The organism is Bradyrhizobium viridifuturi (assembly GCF_001238275.1).
GTDB lineage: Bacteria > Pseudomonadota > Alphaproteobacteria > Rhizobiales > Xanthobacteraceae > Bradyrhizobium > Bradyrhizobium viridifuturi.
Genome location: NZ_LGTB01000032.1, coordinates 24,200 through 44,973, shown reverse-complemented (window position 1 = coordinate 44,973; position 20,774 = coordinate 24,200). Strand labels below are relative to the sequence as shown.

The 20,774-nt window shown below is 64.8% G+C and carries 17 protein-coding genes and 3 pseudogenes; 7 read left to right on the top strand and 13 right to left on the bottom strand.

Going from position 1 to position 20,774, the window contains the following annotated elements; translation table 11 throughout:
• Positions 1 to 6 precede the first annotated feature (6 nt).
• Positions 7 to 765 (top strand): IclR family transcriptional regulator, encoded by a 759-nt coding sequence (locus ALC15_RS26715; RefSeq protein WP_050629851.1) that lies wholly within the window; start codon positions 7 to 9, stop codon positions 763 to 765.
• 41 nt (positions 766 to 806) lie between these two features.
• Here the strand turns inward: ALC15_RS26715 and rnhA are convergent, their stop codons facing one another.
• Genes rnhA through ispH form a run of 3 tightly spaced genes read right to left on the bottom strand, consistent with a single transcriptional unit; the run spans position 807 to position 3,216 of the window.
• On the bottom strand, positions 807 to 1,268 hold the full coding sequence (gene rnhA / locus ALC15_RS26710; protein ID WP_430649192.1) for a ribonuclease HI: 462 nt from the start codon (positions 1,266 to 1,268) through the stop codon (positions 807 to 809).
• Complete coding sequence (locus ALC15_RS26705) at positions 1,256 to 2,236, bottom strand: homoserine kinase (protein ID WP_050629850.1); 981 nt, start codon at positions 2,234 to 2,236, stop codon at positions 1,256 to 1,258. The genes rnhA and ALC15_RS26705 overlap by 13 nt, the downstream gene beginning before the upstream one ends.
• A 5-nt stretch (positions 2,237 to 2,241) precedes the next feature.
• Positions 2,242 to 3,216, bottom strand: a complete 975-nt coding sequence (ispH, locus tag ALC15_RS26700; RefSeq protein ID WP_050629849.1) for a 4-hydroxy-3-methylbut-2-enyl diphosphate reductase — start codon at positions 3,214 to 3,216, stop codon at positions 2,242 to 2,244.
• 241 nt (positions 3,217 to 3,457) lie between these two features.
• On the opposite strand from ispH, the gene ALC15_RS26695 reads away from it, so the two are divergent.
• Entirely contained in the window at positions 3,458 to 4,150 is a 693-nt protein-coding gene (locus ALC15_RS26695; RefSeq protein ID WP_050629848.1) for a DUF1013 domain-containing protein, read from the top strand.
• Between the two features lie 105 nt (positions 4,151 to 4,255).
• Here the strand turns inward: ALC15_RS26695 and ALC15_RS26690 are convergent, their stop codons facing one another.
• The 4 genes from ALC15_RS26690 to ALC15_RS26675 all read right to left on the bottom strand — a co-directional run bounded on the left by ALC15_RS26690 (position 4,256) and on the right by ALC15_RS26675 (position 8,798).
• Complete coding sequence (locus tag ALC15_RS26690) at positions 4,256 to 5,347, bottom strand: acyltransferase family protein (protein ID WP_050629847.1); 1,092 nt, start codon at positions 5,345 to 5,347, stop codon at positions 4,256 to 4,258.
• Positions 5,348 to 5,351: 4 nt separating this feature from the next.
• Positions 5,352 to 5,561, bottom strand: a complete 210-nt coding sequence (locus tag ALC15_RS26685) for a hypothetical protein (protein WP_050629908.1) — start codon at positions 5,559 to 5,561, stop codon at positions 5,352 to 5,354.
• 430 nt (positions 5,562 to 5,991) lie between these two features.
• Positions 5,992 to 7,899, bottom strand: a complete 1,908-nt coding sequence (locus tag ALC15_RS26680; protein WP_050629846.1) for a propionyl-CoA synthetase — start codon at positions 7,897 to 7,899, stop codon at positions 5,992 to 5,994.
• A gap of 128 nt (positions 7,900 to 8,027) precedes the next feature.
• Positions 8,028 to 8,798 carry a hypothetical protein gene (locus tag ALC15_RS26675; RefSeq protein ID WP_430649197.1) on the bottom strand — a complete coding sequence of 257 codons (771 nt, stop codon included), beginning with the start codon at positions 8,796 to 8,798 and terminating at the stop codon, positions 8,028 to 8,030.
• Between the two features lie 161 nt (positions 8,799 to 8,959).
• Here ALC15_RS26675 and ALC15_RS26670 point away from each other — a divergent pair.
• Positions 8,960 to 10,503, top strand: a pseudogene (locus ALC15_RS26670) (cation:proton antiporter).
• Between the two features lie 71 nt (positions 10,504 to 10,574).
• On the top strand, positions 10,575 to 11,345 hold the full coding sequence (locus ALC15_RS26665; RefSeq protein WP_050629845.1) for a hypothetical protein: 771 nt from the start codon (positions 10,575 to 10,577) through the stop codon (positions 11,343 to 11,345).
• 6 nt (positions 11,346 to 11,351) lie between these two features.
• On the opposite strand, the pseudogene ALC15_RS26660 reads toward ALC15_RS26665, so the two are convergent.
• From ALC15_RS26660 to ALC15_RS26645, 4 genes and pseudogenes are all read right to left on the bottom strand, one after another.
• A pseudogene (locus tag ALC15_RS26660) lies at positions 11,352 to 12,157 on the bottom strand (SDR family NAD(P)-dependent oxidoreductase).
• Between the two features lie 93 nt (positions 12,158 to 12,250).
• Complete coding sequence (locus ALC15_RS26655) at positions 12,251 to 12,664, bottom strand: DUF1850 domain-containing protein (RefSeq protein WP_050629844.1); 414 nt, start codon at positions 12,662 to 12,664, stop codon at positions 12,251 to 12,253.
• Positions 12,625 to 14,733, bottom strand: coding sequence for a TRAP transporter permease (locus ALC15_RS26650; protein ID WP_050629843.1), 2,109 nt, complete (start codon positions 14,731 to 14,733; stop codon positions 12,625 to 12,627). Before ALC15_RS26650 ends, ALC15_RS26655 begins: the two co-directional genes overlap by 40 nt.
• A 151-nt stretch (positions 14,734 to 14,884) precedes the next feature.
• Positions 14,885 to 15,832, bottom strand: coding sequence for a TAXI family TRAP transporter solute-binding subunit (locus ALC15_RS26645; RefSeq protein ID WP_050629906.1), 948 nt, complete (start codon positions 15,830 to 15,832; stop codon positions 14,885 to 14,887).
• Positions 15,833 to 15,979: 147 nt separating this feature from the next.
• Between ALC15_RS26645 and ALC15_RS26640 the strand changes: the two are divergent.
• Both ALC15_RS26640 and ALC15_RS26635 read left to right on the top strand, forming a co-directional pair.
• Positions 15,980 to 17,273 (top strand): annotated as a pseudogene (locus ALC15_RS26640) (MFS transporter).
• Positions 17,274 to 17,629: 356 nt separating this feature from the next.
• Positions 17,630 to 18,844 carry an EAL domain-containing response regulator gene (locus ALC15_RS26635; RefSeq protein WP_050629842.1) on the top strand — a complete coding sequence of 405 codons (1,215 nt, stop codon included), beginning with the start codon at positions 17,630 to 17,632 and terminating at the stop codon, positions 18,842 to 18,844.
• A gap of 14 nt (positions 18,845 to 18,858) precedes the next feature.
• Here the strand turns inward: ALC15_RS26635 and ALC15_RS26630 are convergent, their stop codons facing one another.
• Both ALC15_RS26630 and ALC15_RS26625 read right to left on the bottom strand, forming a co-directional pair.
• The gene (locus ALC15_RS26630) at positions 18,859 to 19,761 is read right to left on the bottom strand and encodes an HpcH/HpaI aldolase/citrate lyase family protein (protein ID WP_050629841.1); all 903 of its coding nucleotides are present in this window, start codon (positions 19,759 to 19,761) and stop codon (positions 18,859 to 18,861) included.
• Positions 19,762 to 19,780: 19 nt separating this feature from the next.
• Positions 19,781 to 20,260: a hypothetical protein gene (locus tag ALC15_RS26625; RefSeq protein WP_050629905.1), complete on the bottom strand. Its 480-nt coding sequence runs from the start codon at positions 20,258 to 20,260 to the stop codon at positions 19,781 to 19,783.
• Between the two features lie 204 nt (positions 20,261 to 20,464).
• Between ALC15_RS26625 and ALC15_RS26620 the strand changes: the two genes are divergently transcribed.
• Positions 20,465 to 20,764, top strand: a complete 300-nt coding sequence (locus ALC15_RS26620) for a hypothetical protein (RefSeq protein WP_050629904.1) — start codon at positions 20,465 to 20,467, stop codon at positions 20,762 to 20,764.
• Positions 20,765 to 20,774 lie beyond the last annotated feature (10 nt).

Here is a 20,774-nt window from a genome sequence, read left to right as displayed (position 1 = left end):
CACTGGATGAAGGTCGAAGATCGTAGGGGAATCAAGGCGGTCGAGGTCGCCGGGCATATCCTCGACCACCTTGCGCGCGCACAGGCGCCGGTTGCCCTGCGCGAACTCGCGGCCGCCGGCCACATGTCTCCCGGCAAAATCCATCGCTACCTGTCCAGTTTTCTCGTGACCGGCCTGGCGCGTCAGGATCCCGATACACGCCAGTACGCGCTCGGTCCGCTCGCCGTGAAGCTTGGACTTGCGGCGCTCAACTCATATCAGCCGCTCCGCGATGCCATTGCGCTCCAGCGCGAGTTGCGCGACCGCATCGACGAAACTCTGGTCCTGTCAGTGTGGGGCGCACAAGGCCCGACCATCGTCCACATCGAGGAAAGCAGCCAGCCGATCATCATGACGATGCGGATCGGCGCGGTGCTGCCGATACTCGCGACCGCGACCGGGCTGGCTTTCGCCTCGTTCCTGCCGCGACATTTCAGCGAACCCTTGATCAGAACCGAACTCGCGGCCGTCGGCGGCTTGAACCTGTTTGCGCGCGATCCCGCTGCGATCGATCGGTTGATCACAGAGGTCCGCGACCAAGGTTACGCCTACAACGAGGGACACTTGATGCAAGGCGTGAGTGCTGCCGCGTTTCCCTTGTTCGATCGAACGGCGACACTAGTTGGGGTGATCGCGGTGATGGGTCGGCAGGAGCGGGTCAATCCCCGCGACGGCGCACAAATGATCGCGTGTCTTAAGAAGGAAACGCGAAACTTCAGCCACTGAACATCGCCCGGTTTGACCAGGCGATCCGGCACGTCGCGTCCCTACCCCTTCAGCCTCGCCATCGCGACGCCCTCGCGCGCCAGCTCGTCGGCGCGTTCGTTCTCGGCGTGGCCGGCATGGCCCTTGATCCAGTGCCAGCGCACCTCGTGCGGCTTCAGCGCGGCGTCGAGGCGCTGCCACAGCTCGACATTCTTGACCGGCTTCTTGTCGGCGGTGCGCCAGCCATTGCGCTTCCAGCCATGGATCCAGCCGGTGATGCCCTGGCGGACATACTGGCTGTCGGTGGTGAGGTCGACCACGCACGGCTTCTTCAGGGCTTCCAGCGCCGAGATCGCCGCCATCAGCTCCATGCGGTTGTTGGTCGTGTGCGCCTCGCCGCCCTTCAGTTCCTTTTCCTTGTCGCCGAACCTGAGGATCGCGCCCCAGCCGCCCGGGCCCGGATTTCCGGAGCAGGCACCATCGGTGAAGACAATCACATGCGGCTTGTCGTTCACGCCGCGCATCCGGCCGGCGTGATGCCGTAGTCGTTCAAGCTTGCGACATTCTGCTGGAAGCGCAGCTTGCGGACATATTCCAGCGGGTCCTTCGGTTGCACCAGCGCGCCCTCGGGCACGTTGAGGAAATCGACCAGCCGCGTCAGCAGGAAGCGCATCGACGCGCCGCGCGCCAGCAGCGGCAGCGCCGCCTCCTCCGCCGCCGACAACGGCCGCTCGCGGCCATAGGCGTTGAGCAGCGCGCGGGCCTTGGTGACGTTGAAGGAATGATCCGGCTCGAAGCACCAGGCGTTGAGGCAGATCGCTACGTCGTAGGCCAGGATGTCGTTGCAGGCGAACGGAAAGTCGATCAGGCCCGAAAGCTTGTCGCCGAGAAAGAACACGTTGTCGGGAAACAAATCGGCATGGATCACGCCGACCGGCAAATCGGACGGCCACGCGGCTTCGAGATGATCGAGCTCGCGCGCGATGAAGTCGTGCAGGCCCACCTGCACGCTGTCGGCGCGCGCGGCGGCGAGATCGAACAGCGGCCGCCAGCCGGACACCGACAGCGGATTCCTGCGGACCAGCGGAAAGTCGGCACCCGCGAGATGCATTTTCGCCAGCGCCTCGCCGACCCCGGAGCAATGCGCGACGTTCGGCCGCCGCGGCCACACGCCCTCGAGGAAGTTGATGATCGCCGCGGGCCGGCCGGCAAGCCGGCTCGTGACCTCGCCATTGCGGTTGCGCGCCGGTTGCGGGCACGACACGCCGCGCGCGGCGAGATGCGCCATCAGCGACAGGAAATACGGCAGGTCGTCCTCCGCCACGCGCTTCTCATAGAGCGTGAGGATGTAGGCGCCCTGGCTGGTGTGCAGCAGGAAGTTCGAATTCTCGACACCCTCGGCGATGCCCTTGTAGGAGAGCAATTCGCCGATGTCGTAGCTTTTGAGGAATTCCGCGAGATCTTCGGCGGCAACGTCGGTGTAGACCGCCATATGGTCTATTCCGCCGCGGCAGCGTCAGGCCGCAGCGAACGCGGCAGCGGGAAGAACTCGTTCTCTTCCGCGGCCGAGACCGTCTCCACGTGCAGTTCATAACGCTCGGCGAAGGCGCCCATGATCTCCTCGACGATCACCTCCGGCGCCGAAGCGCCCGCGGTGATGCCGAGGCTCCTGATGCCTTCGAAGCGCGCCCAGTCGATGTCGCTGGCCCGCTGGGCAAGAATTGCAATGGGGCAGCCCTCGCGCTCGGCGACCTCGCGCAGGCGCTGCGAGTTCGACGAGTTCGGCGCGCCGACCACGATCAGGGCATCGACCACCGGCGCCACTTTCTTGACCGCAAGCTGGCGGTTGGTGGTGGCGTAGCAGATGTCTTCCTTGTGCGGACCGTTGACGTTCGGGAAGCGCTCCTTGAGCAGCGCCACGATCTCCGCGGTGTCGTCGATCGACAGCGTAGTCTGGGTCACGAAGGCGAGATTGTCAGGGTCCTTCGGCACGAAGGTTTTGGCATCCTCGGCGGTCTCGATCAGGGTCACGGCGCCCTCCGGCAGCTGACCCAGGGTGCCGACCACCTCCGGATGGTGGGAATGCCCGATCAAGAGGATCTCGCGGCCGCGCTTGAAATGGATCGCCGCCTCGCGGTGGACCTTGGTCACCAGCGGGCAGGTCGCGTCCAGCGAGAAGAAATTGCGGGATTTGGCCTCGGCCGGAACCGACTTGGGAACACCATGGGCCGAGAACACCACCGGGGCGTTGGTTTCGTCCGGGATTTCGGACAATTCCTCGACGAAAATGGCGCCTTTGGTCTTCAGGCTGTCCACCACATACTTGTTATGGACGATCTCGTGCCGGACATAGACCGGGGCACCATAAATGGTGAGGGCCCGTTCGACGGTGTCGATGGCGCGGACCACCCCTGCGCAAAAGCCGCGGGGGGAACAAAGCACGATTTTAAGATCGGGTTTTTTCGCTGACATCGGGCTGGTCTCGGGGCTGTGTCGGGGCAATTTCGGGACCGAATCACCCCTCGCCGGCGGGCGGGGAACGGCCAGTTGAGGTAAGGACTTGGGACTGCTTTCGGGCGCTGTCAAGGCGATTTTGCTGGCCCATTGCGCCATTCCCCCCTGAGGGCTTATATAGGCCCTATAATTCCCGTCATCGCCGATGACTACCAGCTTCGCCTCGACAGAGGTGGGCGAAGCACAAAGGAGATTTGCCATGAGCAACGCACCGCTGATGCCGAAGGCGACTGCCGTGTGGTTGGTCGACAATACCGCCCTGACGTTCGATCAGGTGGCCGATTTTACCAAAATGCACCCCCTCGAGGTCCGCGCTATCGCCGACGGCGACGCAGCCCAGGGCATCAAGGGCATGGACCCGATTTCCAACGGCCAGCTGACCCGCGAGGAGATCGAGCGCGGCGAGCGCGACCAGAACTACCGCCTCAGGCTCCAGGAGAGCAAGGTGGTGCTGCCGTCCGCCGCCAAGAAGAAGGGCCCGCGCTACACCCCGGTGTCGCGCCGCCATGAGCGGCCGAGCGCGATCCTCTGGCTGGTGCGCAACCACCCCGAGTTGAAGGATGCCCAGATCATGCGGCTGGTCGGCACCACCAAGACCACGATCGCGAGCGTGCGCGACCGCACCCACTGGAACGCATCGACCTTGACGCCGATGGACCCGGTGACGCTCGGCCTGTGCTCGCAGATCGAGCTCGATTTCGAGGTCCAGCGCGCCGCCAAGGAGAAGCCGACCACGACCGTCTACGGCGGCGCCACGCTGCTGCCGGCCTCCGAGACCACGCGCAAGGAAGAGGACGATCAGCCGATCGAGCGCCACGACGATCTCAACGTTGATGCCGTGTTCGCCAAGCTGAAGACGATCGGCGGCAAGAAGGCCGACGACGAAGAGTAAGCGCGAACGTCGCAACACGACGAACGGATACGAAACGCGGCGGGCCACCCCGCCGCGTTTTCATTTGGGCGCACGAATGGCCTTGATCCCCGCGCGCGCCTTCGCTCAGGCGAACGAGAAGCGCCGGTGGGCGAAGTCGAGCAGCGGACGTTCGAAGTAGCGATAGCTCAGGGCACACAGCCCAAAGGTCAGCACGAGCGCGCCGAAGGTCAGCGAGATGCCGGCGAGGCTCTCGATCGTTCTCGGCTCATGGAGCACGGCGAACAGCAGGTACACGATGACGTGGTGGGTGAGATACGCCGCGTAGGAAGTTCTGGCGAAGAAGGTCGCGGCCGAACTGCGCAGCAGTGCGAGCCTTGGCGAACCGCGATTTTCCAGAACGACGAACAGCAGGGCACCGAAGAAGATCTCGACCTGGGTGTGCGAGAACGCCACCGACCAGCGCTTCCATCCGAATAGCCACAGCAGCGGCAGCGAGAAGCTGGACCATTTGAGGATGTTTGCGACAAGCCTGGAGATCTCGGCATCCGGCTTGCGATAGAGGCGCCACCAAGCGATCAGCGCGCCGATCGCGAGCGAATCGATCCTGAATTGCGGCAGCACGTACCAGCCATAGGCATCCGGCAGCGCGCTATCGATCAGCCGCCCGATCGGGCAGATCAGGATCGGCACCAGCAGGATCGCGAACAACCGCTCGGGCGGGATGTTCCGGACCAGCAATGGAAACAGCAGATAGAACTGCTCCTCGATTGCAAGCGACCAGGTGACGGCCAGAAAGTAGGCGCCATCGGTCTGCGCCTTGGCCATGCCGAAATTCTGCAGGCCGAACAGATACAGCCAGCCGGGCACGCCCCTGGTGTCGAAGAGATCGGGGTTTAACGCGAAGTACCAGCCGATCAGGGCGCCGGCGCACATCAGATAATAGAGCGGCCAGATGCGGAACGCGCGCCTGCCGTAGAACGCCGAGTAGTATCGTTCGGCTGCGCGGTGGCGCAGCAGGATATCGGTGATGAGATAGCCGGACAGGATGAAGAACAGGTCGACGCCGAAGCGGCCGACATGCAGCAATTTCCACGGCCAGCTCTCTGGTCCGTCCGGCGTGCCGAAATAGTGCCAGATGACGACGATCAGAAGCGCGATCGCGCGCAGCCCGTCGAGCTCTCCGATCCTGTCCCGTCCCGGCAGGGCCGCAATCACCGCGCTAGTGCCGGTCCGGATTGTTCATCATGTATTCGCCGAGATCGCGCTGCCGCCGATCGGTGCGGGCTTCGGCGTTCTGGCGCTGGACGTCGCGGTCCTTGCGGCAGGCGACATATTCGGGCGAGCCGACCGCAACCTTGCCGCCCCCCTGGCAATACTGATCGTCGTCGCCCATGCTCTCCGCGATCGGCGATCGCCCGCGTCGAGGCAGCCTGCCAGCAGCGGCAGTGCGAGCAGCAGGGCGAGGGGCGCGCGTGCGGAAATGGATCGCATCCGGTGGTCCGTATCTGGTGGCCTGTGAGTCTGAAAGGCCGGGATGACCCGGCAATCCATCAAAATCAAGGCCATTTTGCTTCCGGATGCGTTCCGATGGTGAGCGTCCCGATTGTACGGTTCGCGCCCTGATCGATCATCTTGCTCGGGGCCACCCCTCTCCCCAGCCCTCCCCCGCAAGCGGGAGGGAGCCTGACCCGCGTGCTTACCTCACGCGGCGCAGGGCCAACTGCACGCACCTCAACTCATCTTACGTGAGGGAGCCAATGGCGGAAGGGTTCCCTCCCCCTTGCGGGGGAGGGTTAGGGAGAGGGGTGCACACGGCACACTCTCTCCATCGAACCTAGCACAGCGCTTGCGACGTCGAGCTACGCCTTGCCCTTCAGCGCCTCGCCGATCTCGTCGAGCACCTTCGGGTCCTCGATCGTCGCCGGCATGGTCCACGGCTCGGCGTCGGCGATCTTCTTGATGGTGCCACGCAGGATCTTGCCGGAGCGGGTCTTCGGCAGCCGCGCCACGGTGATCGCGAGCTTGAATGCGGCGACTGGGCCGAGCTTCTCGCGCACCAGCGCCACCACTTCCTTCTCGACCTGGTCCGGCGCCTTGGTCACGCCGGCCTTCAGCACCAGGAAGCCGCAGGGCACCTCGCCCTTGATCGTGTCCTTGACACCGAGCACGGCGCATTCGGCGACATCGGGATGCGAAGCCAGGATCTCTTCCATGCCGCCGGTGGAAAGCCGGTGACCGGCGACATTGATGATGTCGTCGGTGCGGCCCATCACCCAGACATAGCCGTCCTCGTCCTTGTAGCCGGCATCCGAGGTCTTGTAGTAGCCGGGGAATTCCGAGAGATAGGCGTCCTTGAAGCGATCGTCCTGCTGCCACAGCGTCGGCAGGCAGGCCGGCGGCATCGGCAGCTTGATCACAATCGAGCCCATGGTGCCCGCCGGCACAGGCTTCGCCGCCTCGTCGACGATGTCGACCTGATAGCCCGGCATCGGCACCGTCGGCGAACCGTGCTTGACCGGCAGCATGCCGAGGCCAACCGGATTGCCGGCGATGCACCAGCCGGTCTCGGTCTGCCACCAGTGATCGATGACAGGCACCTTCAGCTGCTGCTCCGCCCACTCCACCGTCGGCGGATCGGCGCGCTCGCCGGCAAGGAACAGGGTGCGGAAGCTGGAGAGATCGTAGTTCCGGATGAACTTGCCCTCGGGATCTTCCTTCTTGATCGCGCGGAACGCGGTCGGCGCGGTGAAGAGGGCGACCGCCTTGTGCTCACTGATCACGCGCCAGAACGCGCCGGCATCCGGCGTGCCGACCGGCTTGCCTTCATACATGATCGTGGTCGCGCCGTGGATCAGCGGGCCATAGACGATGTAGGAGTGGCCGACCACCCAGCCGATGTCGGATCCGCACCACCAGATCTCGCCCGGCTTGACGCCGTAGAGATTTTCCATCGACCATTTCAGCGCGACGAGATGGCCGCCATTGTCGCGCACCACGCCCTTCGGGATTCCGGTCGTGCCCGAGGTGTAGAGAATGTAGAGCGGATCGGTCGCGGCGACCGGCACGCAGGGCGCGGCCTTGCCGGCGTCGAGCGCGGCACGGCGCAGCGTCGCCCAGTCATGGTCGCGGCCCGCAGTGAGCTCGCACGCCTGCTGCGGCCGCTGCAGGATGATGCAGGTCTCCGGCTTGACGGCGGCAAGGCGGATCGCCTCGTCGAGCAGCGGCTTGTACTGCACGATGCGCCCGGGTTCGATGCCACAGCTCGCCGAGAAGATCAGCTTCGGCTTGGCGTCGTCGATACGGGTCGCGAGCTCCTTGGCCGCAAAGCCGCCGAACACCACGCTGTGCACCGCGCCGATCCGCGCGCAGGCGAGCATCGCGACCACGGCCTCCGGCACCATCGGCATATAGAGGATGACGCGATCGCCCTTGGCCACGCCGAAATCCTGCATGATCGCGGCGAGCGTCTGCACCTCCTTCAGCAGCTCCGAATAGGTGAATTTGGTGATCGAGTTGGTGAGTGGGGAATCGTGGATCAGCGCGACCTGGTCAGCGCGACCTCCGGCGACATGGCGGTCCAGCGCATTGTGGCAGGTGTTGACCACGGCGCCGGTGAACCAGCGTCCATAGGCGCCCATCGAGGGATCGAAGATCTTCTTCGCCGGCTCGATCCAGTCGATCTCGCGCGCTGCCTCGGCCCAAAACCCCTCGGGGTCCCGAAGCGAGCGGGCATGCACCTCATGATACCGGCTCTGCTGAATGTTCATCGCGCTTCTCCCTCGCCTCGCTCCATCGTCATGGCCGGGCATGACGAAGCTGGATGGTTGGCTCTCTTTAGCGGTCATTGTCATTGGCTCGACCGATAATTCAAGCCGCAAACTCACCGACGTTAGCACTAGTAGCCGTCGACCCCGTTGATCTGCCGCAACCGCTCCCGCATCGCCTTTTGCAGGTCATAGCCCGGCTTGCCGAATTCGGCATTGCGGCGGGCGATGAAATCATCCTGCGCGCGTTGCAGTTCGCGCGCCTGGCGCGGATCCCCGGCCTCGCGCACGCTGCGAAAGGTCGATGCGCCGATCTCGCGATCGAGATCGGCAAGCTCAGGATTGGCGCAGATCGCCTTTTCGACCGGCCGGCGCGCCTTGCGGCAATCGAAGCTCGGCTTGCCGGCGACCGCCATCATGGCGCCGATCCGTTCCAGCTCCAGCGACAGCGATTTGTAGTTGGCCTTGGCGGCTGCGTGATCCGGATTGAGCTTGACGGCGGCGCCGAAATCCATGATCGCCTTCGGCCGGTCGCCCTTGCGGCGCCACAGCTCGCCGCGCGCATTGTGGGCATCGGCAAGCGCTGGATCGAGCTTGAGCACGGTGTCGTAGTCGGCGACCGCGCGATCGATCAGCTGCTTGCGGTCATAGGCACCGGCGCGCGCGGTCAGGGCCTTGACGCGATCGGGCTTCGTCGCCTTCTCATTGTCGATCAGCGCGCCGCAGGCCTCGATGATCTTGTCGTCATCGGCTGCCGCAACCGCCGCATTGCAGGGGCCAGGATCGGCCTGCACATCCTTGCCGGGCTCGCTGCCGGTCGCGTACGCAACGCCCGATGCGACCGACAGGCATGCGCAGGTCAGCGCGACAGCCAGCTTTGCAGAGTTGCGTCGTATTCCCATCACCGACAAGACATCCCGCGCCTGAACCGCCGGCCCCGATTTTCCGGCAGCGCCATTTGCCGCCAAACCACACGCTGGACTATACGTCAATTGCGACGATCGGCTGCAATGGGTGTCGCGCTCGCAGCAGCACGTCGCGCGCCGCACTTTGGGGGTTCGCCTTGCTCACGTTTGAATGGATCATCGGCCTGTTGCTCGCAGCGGTGGCGCTGTCGGCGCTGGCACGGCGGATCAAGGTGCCCTACCCGACCTTCCTGGCGATCGGCGGCGTGCTGCTGACCCTGCTGCCGTGGGCGCCGACCTGGGCGCTGGAACCGGAGCTGGCGCTGGCGCTGTTCGTTGCGCCCGTGCTGCTCGACGCCGCCTTCGACACCTCGCTGCGCGATCTCCGCAACAACTGGCTGCCGGTCTCGACGCTGGTCGTGGTCGCGGTCGGCGTCACCACGACGGCGGTCGCCGTGGTCGCGCACTGGCTGCGGCCGGACATGCCTTGGCCGGTTGCGATCGCGCTCGGCGCCATCGTGGCGCCGCCGGATGCCGCGGCCGCCACCGCGATCCTGCGCCAGGTCAAGCTGCCCTACCGGATCCAGAAGATCCTCGAGGGCGAAAGCCTGCTCAACGATGCCAGCGCATTGCTGATCTATCGGGTCGCGGTCGGCCTGGTCGCCGCCGAGCACATGAAGATCCGCGAATTCGTGCCGTCGATCACGATCGCGCTGGTCGGCAGCCTTGCCGCCGGCTATCTGTTCGCGCAGGTCTGGATGGTGATCACCCGCCGCATCACTGAGGCGCCGAGCGCGATCATCACCCAGTTCGGCGGCACCTTCATGGTGTGGATTGTGGCCGAGCATCTCGGCCTGTCCGGCATCCTCACCATCATCGCCTATGCGATCACCATCGCCCGCACCGCGCCGGCGCGCACCTCGGCGCGGCTGCGGGTGTCGTCCTATGCGGTGTGGGAAACCGTGGTGTTCGTGCTCAACGTGCTGGCCTTCATGCTGATCGGCCTGCAACTGCGCCCGATCTGGTCCGAGCTCGACGCCGAGGTGCGGTGGAAATATTGCAGCTTTGCCGCCGCGATCCTTGCCGTCGTGATCCTCGCCCGCATCCTCTGGGTGATGCCCTACGGCGCGCTATTGCGCACGCTGAAGGCGCGCCATTGGCTGCCGGCCCACGTGGTGGACGCGGTGCCGACCCTGAAGCGCGGCTTCATCGTGTCCTGGTGCGGGATGCGCGGCATCGTCACCTTGGCAGCCGCGTTTGCGCTGCCCGAATGGTTTCCGTTTCGCGACCTGATCCTGCTGACCGCGTTTGCCGTGGTGCTGGGCTCGCTGGTGCTCCAGGGCCTGACCTTGCGGCCGCTGATCCTGGCGCTGAATTTCGCTGACGACGACCCGGTCGGACGCGAGGCGGCCCATGCCCGCGGCGTCGCGTTTCGCGCCGCGCTCGAGGCGATCGATACGGACCTTCGGAGGAAGCCGAAATCCTCCGGCTCGAATACCGCGCCGTGCTGCTGCGCGCCGAGAGCGACCCGGACGGCGGCCTGTCCTCGCGCGAGCTGCCGGCCGATCCGCTGCGGCGCCGCGCCATCGCGGCAGCGCGGCAGGCGCTGCTCGGCCTGCGGCGCACCGAGACCATCGGCGACGACGCCTTCCACCTGGTCGAGGAAGAGCTCGACCGCGCCGAGCTCAGCGTCGAGGCCTAGCGCATGACAGCGGGCATAGATCGCGAGTTGAGATAATTTGAACCATCACGGGGTTTGTCAGACCCAACATCATGACAATCCTCCTTGATCGCAATTCACCCCGCACTTCGGCGAAAGTCGAGGCACGGTTCTTCTACTTCTACATGGCGCTGTCGTGCATGGCGGTCGCCTTCCTCGGCTTTGCCCCGACCTATTGGATGCCGATGGCGAAAGGCTCGCTGTCGACGCCTCCCGTCGTGCATCTGCATGGGCTGCTGTTCTTCGCCTGGACGCTCTATTTCGTGTTTCAGAGCTGGCTTGCCGCTTCGGGACGGATCGTACGGCATCGCAGCGTCGGGATGATCGGCATATCGCTGGCGACCGCAATGACGATGATGGGCATCGTGGCCTCGATCAGCGTCATGAAGCGTTCGGCGGCGATCGGACAGATCAATGAAGGCCTTGCGTTTGCGATCGTTCCGCTCAGCGGCATCCTGTTCTTTGCTGTCGTGTTCGCGCTTGCGATCGTCTACCTGCGCGACCGCGAAACGCACAAGCGGCTGATGCTGCTTGCGTCGATTTCGATCCTCGATGCCGCGGTGGCGCGCTGGTTCCTGACCTTTCTCGCCCCGCCCGGAGCTGTCGGCCCGCCTCCGGTGCCGGTCACGATTGCGCCCGCGTTCGTCGCCTATCTGCTGCTGGTCGTCGCGATCGTGTTCGACTGGCGCACCCGCGGCCGTCCGCACCCGGTCTACATCTGCGGCGGGCTGGCGCTGATCGCCGTGAAGCTGTTGAACTGGCCGATCAGCACCTCGGCGGCGTGGCATTCGCTGGCCGGAAGCACCCTGGCCCTCGCGCAATAGTGCCGCTCACGCACCCGACTTGGAGGTGATGCCGCCGTCGACCACGAGCTCGATGCCGGTGACATATTTCGATTCGTCCGAGGCGAGGAACAACGCCGCATTGGCGACGTCCCAGGCGTCGCCCATGTGCCCCATCGGCACCTGTGCGTCGCGGGCGCGCCACATCGCCTCGACATCGCCCTTGGCGTAGCTCTGCGCGAGCCCGGCCGAATGCGCGACCATCGGCGTCTTCATCAGCCGGGCAGGATCGCATTGACGCGGACATGCTTGGAGGCGAACTCGACCGCGGTCGAGCGCGTCATCTGGTTCATCGCCGCCTTGCTGGCATTGTAGCTGACATAGGAAATGCCGACATGGCGGATCGAGGCGATCGAGGAGATGTTGATGATCGAGCCGCCGCCCTGCTTGATCATGAGCGGAATGACGTGCTTCATCGACAGATAGGCGCTCTTCAAATTGACCGCGAACACGCGATCCCACTCGGCTTCCGCCACCTCGACCACGCTGCCGACCTCGGCAATGCCGACATTGTTGTCGAGCACGTCGATGCGGCCATAGGCCTTCAGGCAGGCCGCAACCATCGCCTCGACCTCGCCGGCGCGCGAGACATCGGCGGTGAATGCGACGGCCTTGCCGCCCTCCTCGGTGATGATCTTGACCGTCTCCTCAGCCGCCGCGCCGTTGCGATCGACGCAGAACACGCTGGCGCCCTCGCGCGCGAAGGTGACGGCGGTCGCCTTGCCATTGCCCCAGCCCGGCCCGATCGAGCCCGCGCCGACCACCATCGCAACCTTGCCCTTGAGCCGATCCATCGGTCTTTCTCCCTTGTTGTTGTCATTGTAGCCCGGACGGAGCGGAGCGAATTCCGGGGCGGTGCTCCCGGATTGCGCTGACGTTTCACCGGGCTACGGATCGCGACACACACTCATCGTGGTGACATTAGCACCGATCGGATGCTCGAAAATCTCCGATAGCGTCTGGCAGCGTCCCGCATGGCACAGATGCCATTCGCCCGCCGCGCCGGAATTGCCGAGCACGACCTTCGCCCTCGGCAAGGGCGGCGGCGACCATTGAAACCAGCCGCCGATGAGCTTCGCCTCCGGCGGCGGCTCCATGCCGGCGCCGGTGCCCTTGATGCGCGCCTGTTGCAGCGAAAGCCCGGCCGGCGTGACCAGCCAGTTTTCCTGCCAGGCGGTCTTCTCGATCGAATGCGTCCAGGCCAGCGTGAAGGCCGCGATCGACAGCGCCTTCACGACTCCAGCGGAGGCGAGGCAGAGGCTCAAGCCGCCGCCACCGCATCGCGCGGGCGCTGCCGCCATTGCCACAGCACGACCGCGGCAGCGAGCGTGAAGCCCGCGGTGTCCGAGAAGCGGAAATCGCCGAGCAGGCAGAGCGCGGCCCCGAACGCGACCGCGATCTCGATCAGGGTCAGCCGGGTGAACAGGAAGCCGATCGCGACGATGCCGAACAGCGCGATCGCTACCAGCGCCTTGAAGGTCGCCAGCGCCACCGCGCCGTAGAAGCCGAGCTGGGCGGCCATCGGGTCCCCGCCCTGCAACATCAGCGCCGGCGAATAGACGAAGATGAAGGGAATGACGTAGCCGGCGAGCGCGATCCGCATCGCCTCCCAGCCGATCTTGTCCGGATTCTCCTTGGCGATCGGCGCCGCCGCCAGTGCGGCGAGCGCCACCGGTGGCGAGAGGTCGGCCATGATGCCGTAGTAGAACGCGAACATGTGGCTTGCGATCAGCGGCACGCCGAGCTTGGCGAGCGCCGGCGCCGCCAGCGCCGCTGTGATGATGTAGGTCGGGATCGTCGGGATGCCGGTGCCGAGCAGGATCGACAGCAGCATGGTCATGATCAGCGCCAGGAACAGGCTCTTGGCGCCGAGCCCGATGATCCAGCTGCCGAAGATGGTGCCGACGCCGGTCTGGGTCATCATGCCGATGATGGTGCCGACGATGGCGCAGGCCATGCCGACGGTCAGTGCCGACTTGGCGCTGTCGGCTAGCGAGTCACGGCAGGCCCTGAGCGTGGCGCGGCCGCCGCGCGTGATCGCGGCGATCACGATCAGCCCGGCGACAATGCTGATGACCGGGACGATCTCGAGCCCGTGGCGCGACACCGCGGCAACCACCAGCGCAAGGCCGATCCAGAAGATGTATCGCACAACGGTGTTGGAGAGGCCGAGCGTGATGCTGGCGCCGAGGATCAGCGCAACCGTCAGCGCCAGCCCCATGCTGCCGGCATAGAGCGGCGTGAAGCCTTCGAACAGCATGTAGACCAGTGCCGCGAGCGGCAACACCAGGTACCAGCGCGCCACCAGCGCCTTCCACGCGCTCGGGATCTCCGAGCGCTTCATGCCGACGAGGCCATGCTTGCCGGCCTCCAGATGCACCATCCAGAACGCCGAGGCGAAATACAGGATCGCCGGGATCACCGCGGCTTTGACGATCTCCGAATAGGGCACGCCGAGCGTCTCCGCCATGATGAAGGCGACTGCGCCCATCACCGGCGGCATGATCTGGCCGCCCATCGAGGCGGTGGCCTCGACGCCGGCGGCGAACGCGCGGCGGTAGCCGAACTTGATCATCAAGGGAATCGTGAACTGGCCGACGGTGACGACGTTGGCGACCCCGGAGCCCGAGATCGTGCCCATCATGCCGGAGGCGAACACCGCGACCTTGGCCGGGCCGCCGCGGGTGCGGCCGAACAGGCCGAGCGAGACGTCGGTGAACAGCTGGATCATGCCGGCGCGTTCCAGGAACGAGCCGAACAGGATGAACAGGAAGATGTAGGTCGCCGAGACGTAGATCGGCACGCCGTAGAAGCCTTCGGTGCCGAACGAGAGATGGGTGACGATCTGGTCGTAGTCATAGCCGCGATGATTGAACGGCGACGGCAGATACTGCCCGAAGAACCAGTACAGCAGACAGGCGCCGCACATCAGCGGCAGCGCTGCCCCCATCAGCCGCCGCGTGCCCTCGAAGATCAGGACCGCGAGCAGCGTGCCGACCGCGAGGTCCATGTTGGTCGGATCGCCGTCGCGGGCAATAAGGTCGGCATAGAAGATCCACTGATAGAGCCCGCAGAGGAAACCGGCCGCGCCGACGATCCAGCTCACCGCGCGGCCGAAATCGGTCTTGGCGGTGAAATTGCCGATCAGGCCGAAGGTCAGGAGAATCAGGAAGCCGACATGGACGCCGCGCACCACCTGACTCGGCAGGTAGTTGAAGGCCGCGACATAGAGCTGGAACACCGCAAAGGCGAGGCCGATGGCGTAAGCCAGATGCCCCCAGGCGCCCGGGCCAAATCCTTCCGGAAAGCCATGCTCGAAATTGTCGAATTCGACCTTGATCGGCTCAACGCCCTCAGCCTGCTGCTGCATTGAATCAGTCCCCCGCCGTGCCCGCGAGGTTTATAGCGCCCCACCGCACGTCATGCGCGGGCCCGACCCGCGCATCCATCGAAATATCAACGTCTTTGGAAAGATGCATGGCCGGGTCCAGCCCGGCCATGCACGCTCGAAGTAACCGGCCTTACTTGATCAGGCCCTTTTCCTTGTAATAGCGGATCGCGCCGGGATGCAGCGGCACCGGGCTGCCGGTCGCGGCGGCCTCGAGCTTGATCTCCTTGCCCGCGGCGTGGGCATTGGCGAGTTCCGGCAGTGATTCGTAGACCAGCTTGGTCATCTGATAGGCCAGATCGTCCGACACCGCGCTCGAGGTGACGAGGTAGTTCACGACCGCAGCGGTCGGCACGTCCTTGTCCTGGCCGGTATAGGTGTTGGCCGGAATGATCACGGAGACGAAGGGCGAACCGATCTTGTCGACGGTCTCCTTCGGCACGGCGACCACCGTGATCTCACTCGAGGTCGAGAGGTCCTTCAGCGAGGCGACGCCGAGGCCGGCGGATTGCAGCGTGGCGTTGAGCTGGCGGTTCTTCATCAGGTCGACCGATTCGGCGAACGGCAGATACTCGACCTTGCCGAGATCCTTGTAGCTCATGCCGGCGGCCGAGAGGATCGCGCGCGAGTTGAGCTCGGTGCCGGATTTCGGCGCGCCGACCGACAGGCTCTTGCCCTTGAGGTCGGCCAGCGTCTTGATGCCGCTTTCGGCGGTGGCGACGATCTGGATGTAGTTCGGATAGATCGCGCCGATCGTGCGCAGCTTGTCGAGCTTGGTCTTGAAGCCGGCCTCGGTGTCGCCTTCCCAGGCCGCCTTCAGCGAATCGCCGAGCGTGAAGGCGATCTCGCCGCGGCCCTGCTGCAGCAGCACCAGGTTCTCGACCGAAGCCTTGGTCGCCTGCACCTGGGTCTTCACGCCGGAGATCTTTTCACCGTAGATCTTCCCGATCGCGACGCCGAGCGGATAGTAGACGCCGGAAGTGCCGCCGGTGAGCACATTAATGAACTGCTCGGCTTGCGCGACGGGCGCAGCCAAAACGCTGGCCGCCACGATCGCAGCAGCCATCAACCTTGAATTCATGAGCATTATTCTCCCCTAAGCCGGGCCGGAAATTGGCCGCACAACCCTGCCGGGTCAACCCATCCAAATGACGCATGCGCGGCCAAAATCCCTGATGGCAGCACCACTTTACCTACCCGGGAACTCGGCGCGTGCGAGCGGGTTGAAATGCGCAATCCCGCCGCGAGGTATCACTTGCAGCCGTCCGGGACGACGACCGTTGCGCGCGCGCTTGATGCGTTGAACTTCTTCCTCGCCGACGTGCGGGACGGGCTCGGCCCGTATCTTGCGATCTACCTGCTGACCGAACGGAAGTGGGACGAGGCCTCGATCGGGTCGGTGATGTCGATCGCGGCGATCGCCGGGATCGTCGCCCAGACGCCGGCCGCGCCCTGATCGATCGCAGCCGCGCCAAACGCGGCCTGATGATATCAGCCGCCATTGCCGTGACCGTCGCGTGCCTGCTGCTGCCGCTGCTCGACCACTTTGCGCTGGTCGCCGCCACCCAGGCGCTTGCCGCGGCGAGCGGCTCGGTGTTCGCGCCGGCGATCGCCGCGGTGACGCTCGGCATTGTCGGTCCCAAGGCGTTCGCGGCGCGCACCGGCCGCAACGAGGCGTTCAACCATGCCGGCAACGCCGTGGCCGCCGCGATCGCCGGCGGCACGGCGTACTGGTTCGGCCCGGTCGTCGTGTTCTGGCTGCTTGCGGCGATGGCACTCGCGAGCATCGCCGCGACGCTGTCGATCCCGCCAGCTGCGATCGACCATCAGGTCGCCCGCGGGCTCGACGATAGCGCGGAGGAGCATGGCGCGCGGCATGACCGGCCATCCGGCTTTCGCGTGCTGGTGACCTGCAAGCCCTTGCTGATTTTCGCGGTCTCGACCGTGGTCTTTCATTTCGCCAATGCCGCGATGCTGCCGCTGGTCGGCCAGAAGCTCGCCTTGGTCAATCGCAACCTCGGCACATCGTTGATGTCGGTCTGCATCATTGCGGCGCAGATCGTGATGGTGCCGGTTGCGATGCTGGTCGGACGCAAGGCCGACGTCTGGGGCCGCAAGCCGATCTTCGCGACCGCGCTCGCGGTCCTGGCTGTGCGCGGCGCGCTCTATCCGCTGTCGGACAACCCGTACTGGCTGGTGTCGGTGCAGTTGCTCGACGCATCGGTGCCGGAATCTTCGGCGCGCTGTTTCCGCTCGTGGTTGCCGATCTCACGCACGGTACCGGGCATTTCAACATCAGCCAGGGCGCGATCGCCACCGCAACCGGTCTCGGCGGCGCGCTGAGCACGGCGGTCGCCGGATTCATCATTGTCCACGCCGGCTACAGCGCCGCATTTCTTTTCCTTGCCGCCGTCGCTGGTGCCGGGCTGATCGGCTTCTGCGCGTTGATGCCGGAGACGCTGCGCACCGCAACGGCGACGTCACACACATCTACTTTGACGTCACAAAAATGGATGACCTGATTCGCCGGCGACGCGCCGCGGATCACCGCGCGTGATGCGATCTGATGTCCGACAATGATGCAGTTCCGCATCTGCATCGACACAGCACCACAGTCATTAACATCGTCTCTCGATGACACACTCGCGCGATGTTTCTGCATGCGTCCAAAGTCGCGCGCAATCGCGCTCATGAAGGTCAGATGACGCATTTGTTGCACGTGTAACCGCGGCGAGATGCGCCGATTCCGGCATCATTTGATTCGAATTGAATCCTTTAAGGTTAGCGAGCCAATCAATGTATGAACCAGAAATTTCCATGATTGCCGGGGTTCTTAGATGTACGAGTCAAGCCGGGGTAATTACGGACAAGGCGGGGCATGAATCACATCAGCCACATCACACAACCACGAGCCGGATGGTTCGGACATCGTAAGCTGACCCCGCGCGCATGCATTGCGGACAGCAAAAAGCACCTTCGAACCTTCCTTGCAGAGGCGCTGGAAGACCTCGGCTTCATCACCAGCGAATGCGGCCAGGCGCTGGAACTCGAGACCGTGCTGGACGCGGAACGGCCCGATCTTCTGGTGCTCGGCGTGTCCGTGGACGGCATCGAAGTCAGTAAAATTCTCGAGACTTTGGTGAGAAAGGACTATCGCGGCAAGGTCCTCGTCATCGGGCAACCGGACTCGATCATCGTCAAGGCGGTCCGGCAGATCGGCGATGAGTACGGCATCGCCATGCTGCCGGCCCTGTCCACGCCGTTCAGTGCCGGAACCCTTCGTGACAGTCTCGCGTCATTGCTGCCGCTCGAGCCGGCACCGAGCCCCGCGGTGGACGTTCCCGAAGCGTTGAAGGCCGGCTGGCTCGAGCTGTGGTATCAGCAGAAAATTCATCTCCGGACGCTGGTTCCGAGCGGAGCCGAGGCACTGATCCGGATGCGCCATCCTGCGTGGGGCGTCGTTCCACCCGCCTACTTCATCCCCGACGAAAGCGATCCGCATTTTCACGCGCTGTCCGAGTTCGTGATCGAGCGCGCGATCGAGGACTGGCGTTATCTCCTCGAACAGATCGGGCCGGTCAATCTCTCGATCAACCTGCCGATCTCGTTTCTCGCCGACGATGATGCGGTGCGCGAACTCTGTTACCGGATTCCGGACCACGCGGCCTTCGCCGGCCTGCTGATCGAGATCGACAGCACCGAGGTGGTCGATCATCTCGACCTTGCGATCGAGGTCGCCAGGCGCGTCCGCCTGCACAATATCGGCATCTCGATCGACAATGTCGGCGCCAACTGGCCGTCCTTGCTCGGATTGCCGAACTTTCCGTTCGTCCAGCTCAAGGTCGATCATCAATACGTCACCGGCTGCGCCGATCAGCGCCTGAAGCAGACGGTGTGCCGGCGTATCGTCGAGCTCGCCCACGATGCCGGCGCGCAGGTCGTGGCCCAGGGGGTCGAGACGCGCGCGGATTTTCTCGCCGCGCATGAGATGGACTTCGATCAGGTCCAGGGCTACCTGTTCGGCAAGCCGATGGGCGTCAAGAAGTTCGCCCGCTCGCGCATGCATTTCTCGGAGAAAGAGTCGGCCTCCTGAGGCACCGCCTCGGGTCAGGCTCGAGCTTGGCGATCGATCGCGCGCAGCGCCTCGCCGCGCGCGATCAACCGCTTTGCGTTGGAATAAGTCGGGACTTCCAGCAGCGAGCCGTCGAGCTCGACGCGCCCCAGGCCCTGCGTTCGCGCCGCTTCGAAGGCTGCAACGATCCTGCCCGCCTGGCGCATTTCGTCCTCGCTCGGGGTGAGAACGCCGTTGACGATCGCCGCATGCGCGGGATCGACCAGGCTCTTTGCGGTGTATCCGAGCCGTCGCGCCCAGATCGTGTCGCGCGCGACGCCGGCCGCGTCGCTCCAGGTGTAGGGACAATCGACCGCGACGACATCGGCCGCGCGACACTCGACGATGAAGCGCTGCCGCGCGTAGGCGAGCTCCAGGCCGTCGCTGCCACGCTCGGCACCAAGATCGACGGCGAGGTCTTCGGAGGCCATCAGGCAGCCGACGGTGCGCCGGCTCGCCGCTGCAATCGCGCCGGTCTGCACCAGGCCGCGCGCGAATTCGATGTTCGGCAGCAGCGACGTCGATCCAGCAGCGATGCCGTAGTCGCGCTCGAACCGCGTCACCGCCTCGTCGAGCCCGATAACGTGGTGCGGCTCGGCGACCTTCGGCAGCGCGACGATATCAGGACGGCCGCGCATCACGGCGGCAAGATCATCCATTCCGTCCTGGTCCAGCGGGTTGACGCGAACCGCGACCACCGCGCCCTGGTCGCGCCAGGCTGCGTAGAGCTCGGCCGCCAGCGCCCGCGCCTTCGGACGCAGTGACGGCGGGGTGAAATCCTCGAGCTCGTGGATCAGCACGTCGGCGCCGCTGGCGGCCGCGTGCTGCAGGACCTGTTCGTTGGCGCCTTCGAGAAACAGCCAGGAGCGGCAGAGCGGGGCTGGGCGCAGCTTGCGCATCACACGGCCCGCGCCGTCGTCACTGAAACGTCATGTCGAGGCACTTCGAGATGTCGGAGCCGAGGCCGGACGAGATGGTGATGCAGCCGCGGATCTTCTGGGTGGTGGTGTCGCTGGCCCAGATCGCATAGCCGCCGGTGCCGAAGAACGAGTTGGTGTTCGGCGGCTCGGTCTCGGTGGCATCGAAGCTGTAATTGCCGTCGGTATCGAAGATGCGCGGCTTCTTGGTGCAGCTGCCGTCGGCCTGGACGTTGATGACCTCCTTGTTGTCCTGCGTCAGCGCCAGCGAGACCTGGCAGCGGAAGTATTCCGAGGTCTTGGCATTGAACAGATAGGCGTAGGACTTGCAGGTCGACGTCTTGAGCTTGCCGGCCGACAGGCCGCGGCTGCAGGAGATGCGCTGGTTGTTGGACAGTTTGAATTCGTCCGCCTGCGCGACTGACGCCAGCGCCATGAACGACAGAGCGACACCGATACCAATCTTCATGACGTGCTTCATCCTGATCATCCCCAGCTCGTGTTTCCGGCAATCGAAGCGTTTGTAGACGGTAACGCGAAAATAGTCGCCAAGCTTGACGCGGGAAATCACAAAGTCGCTGATGTCAGCGAGCGGTCGCGCCGATTGTCGTATTGACGCGCGAACGCCGTTCGTGATTTGTTCAAGAACGTGGGGACGACGCCGTTTTTCGGCCGGAGGTGGATCATGACGCATTTTTTGACCAGGACCTTTATTGCGACCGCGACCCTTGCTGCGATGACGACATGCGCATTCGCGCAGGAAGCCGCGCCCTGGGAGCTGAAGACCGACATGGGCTACGCCTATGACAAGGACGGCAAGACCTGGACCTACAAGATGGGGACCAGCAATGCCGGCACGCTGCTGAAGGGCGCGAAGAAGGTGCCGAAGGGGACGCTGTTCTTCATCGGCCACAACGGCCAGCTCTACATGCGTCCCGGCCCCTATCTCGAGGGCGACGGCAAGTTCATGTTCGGCTCGAACTAAAGCGTCTTCG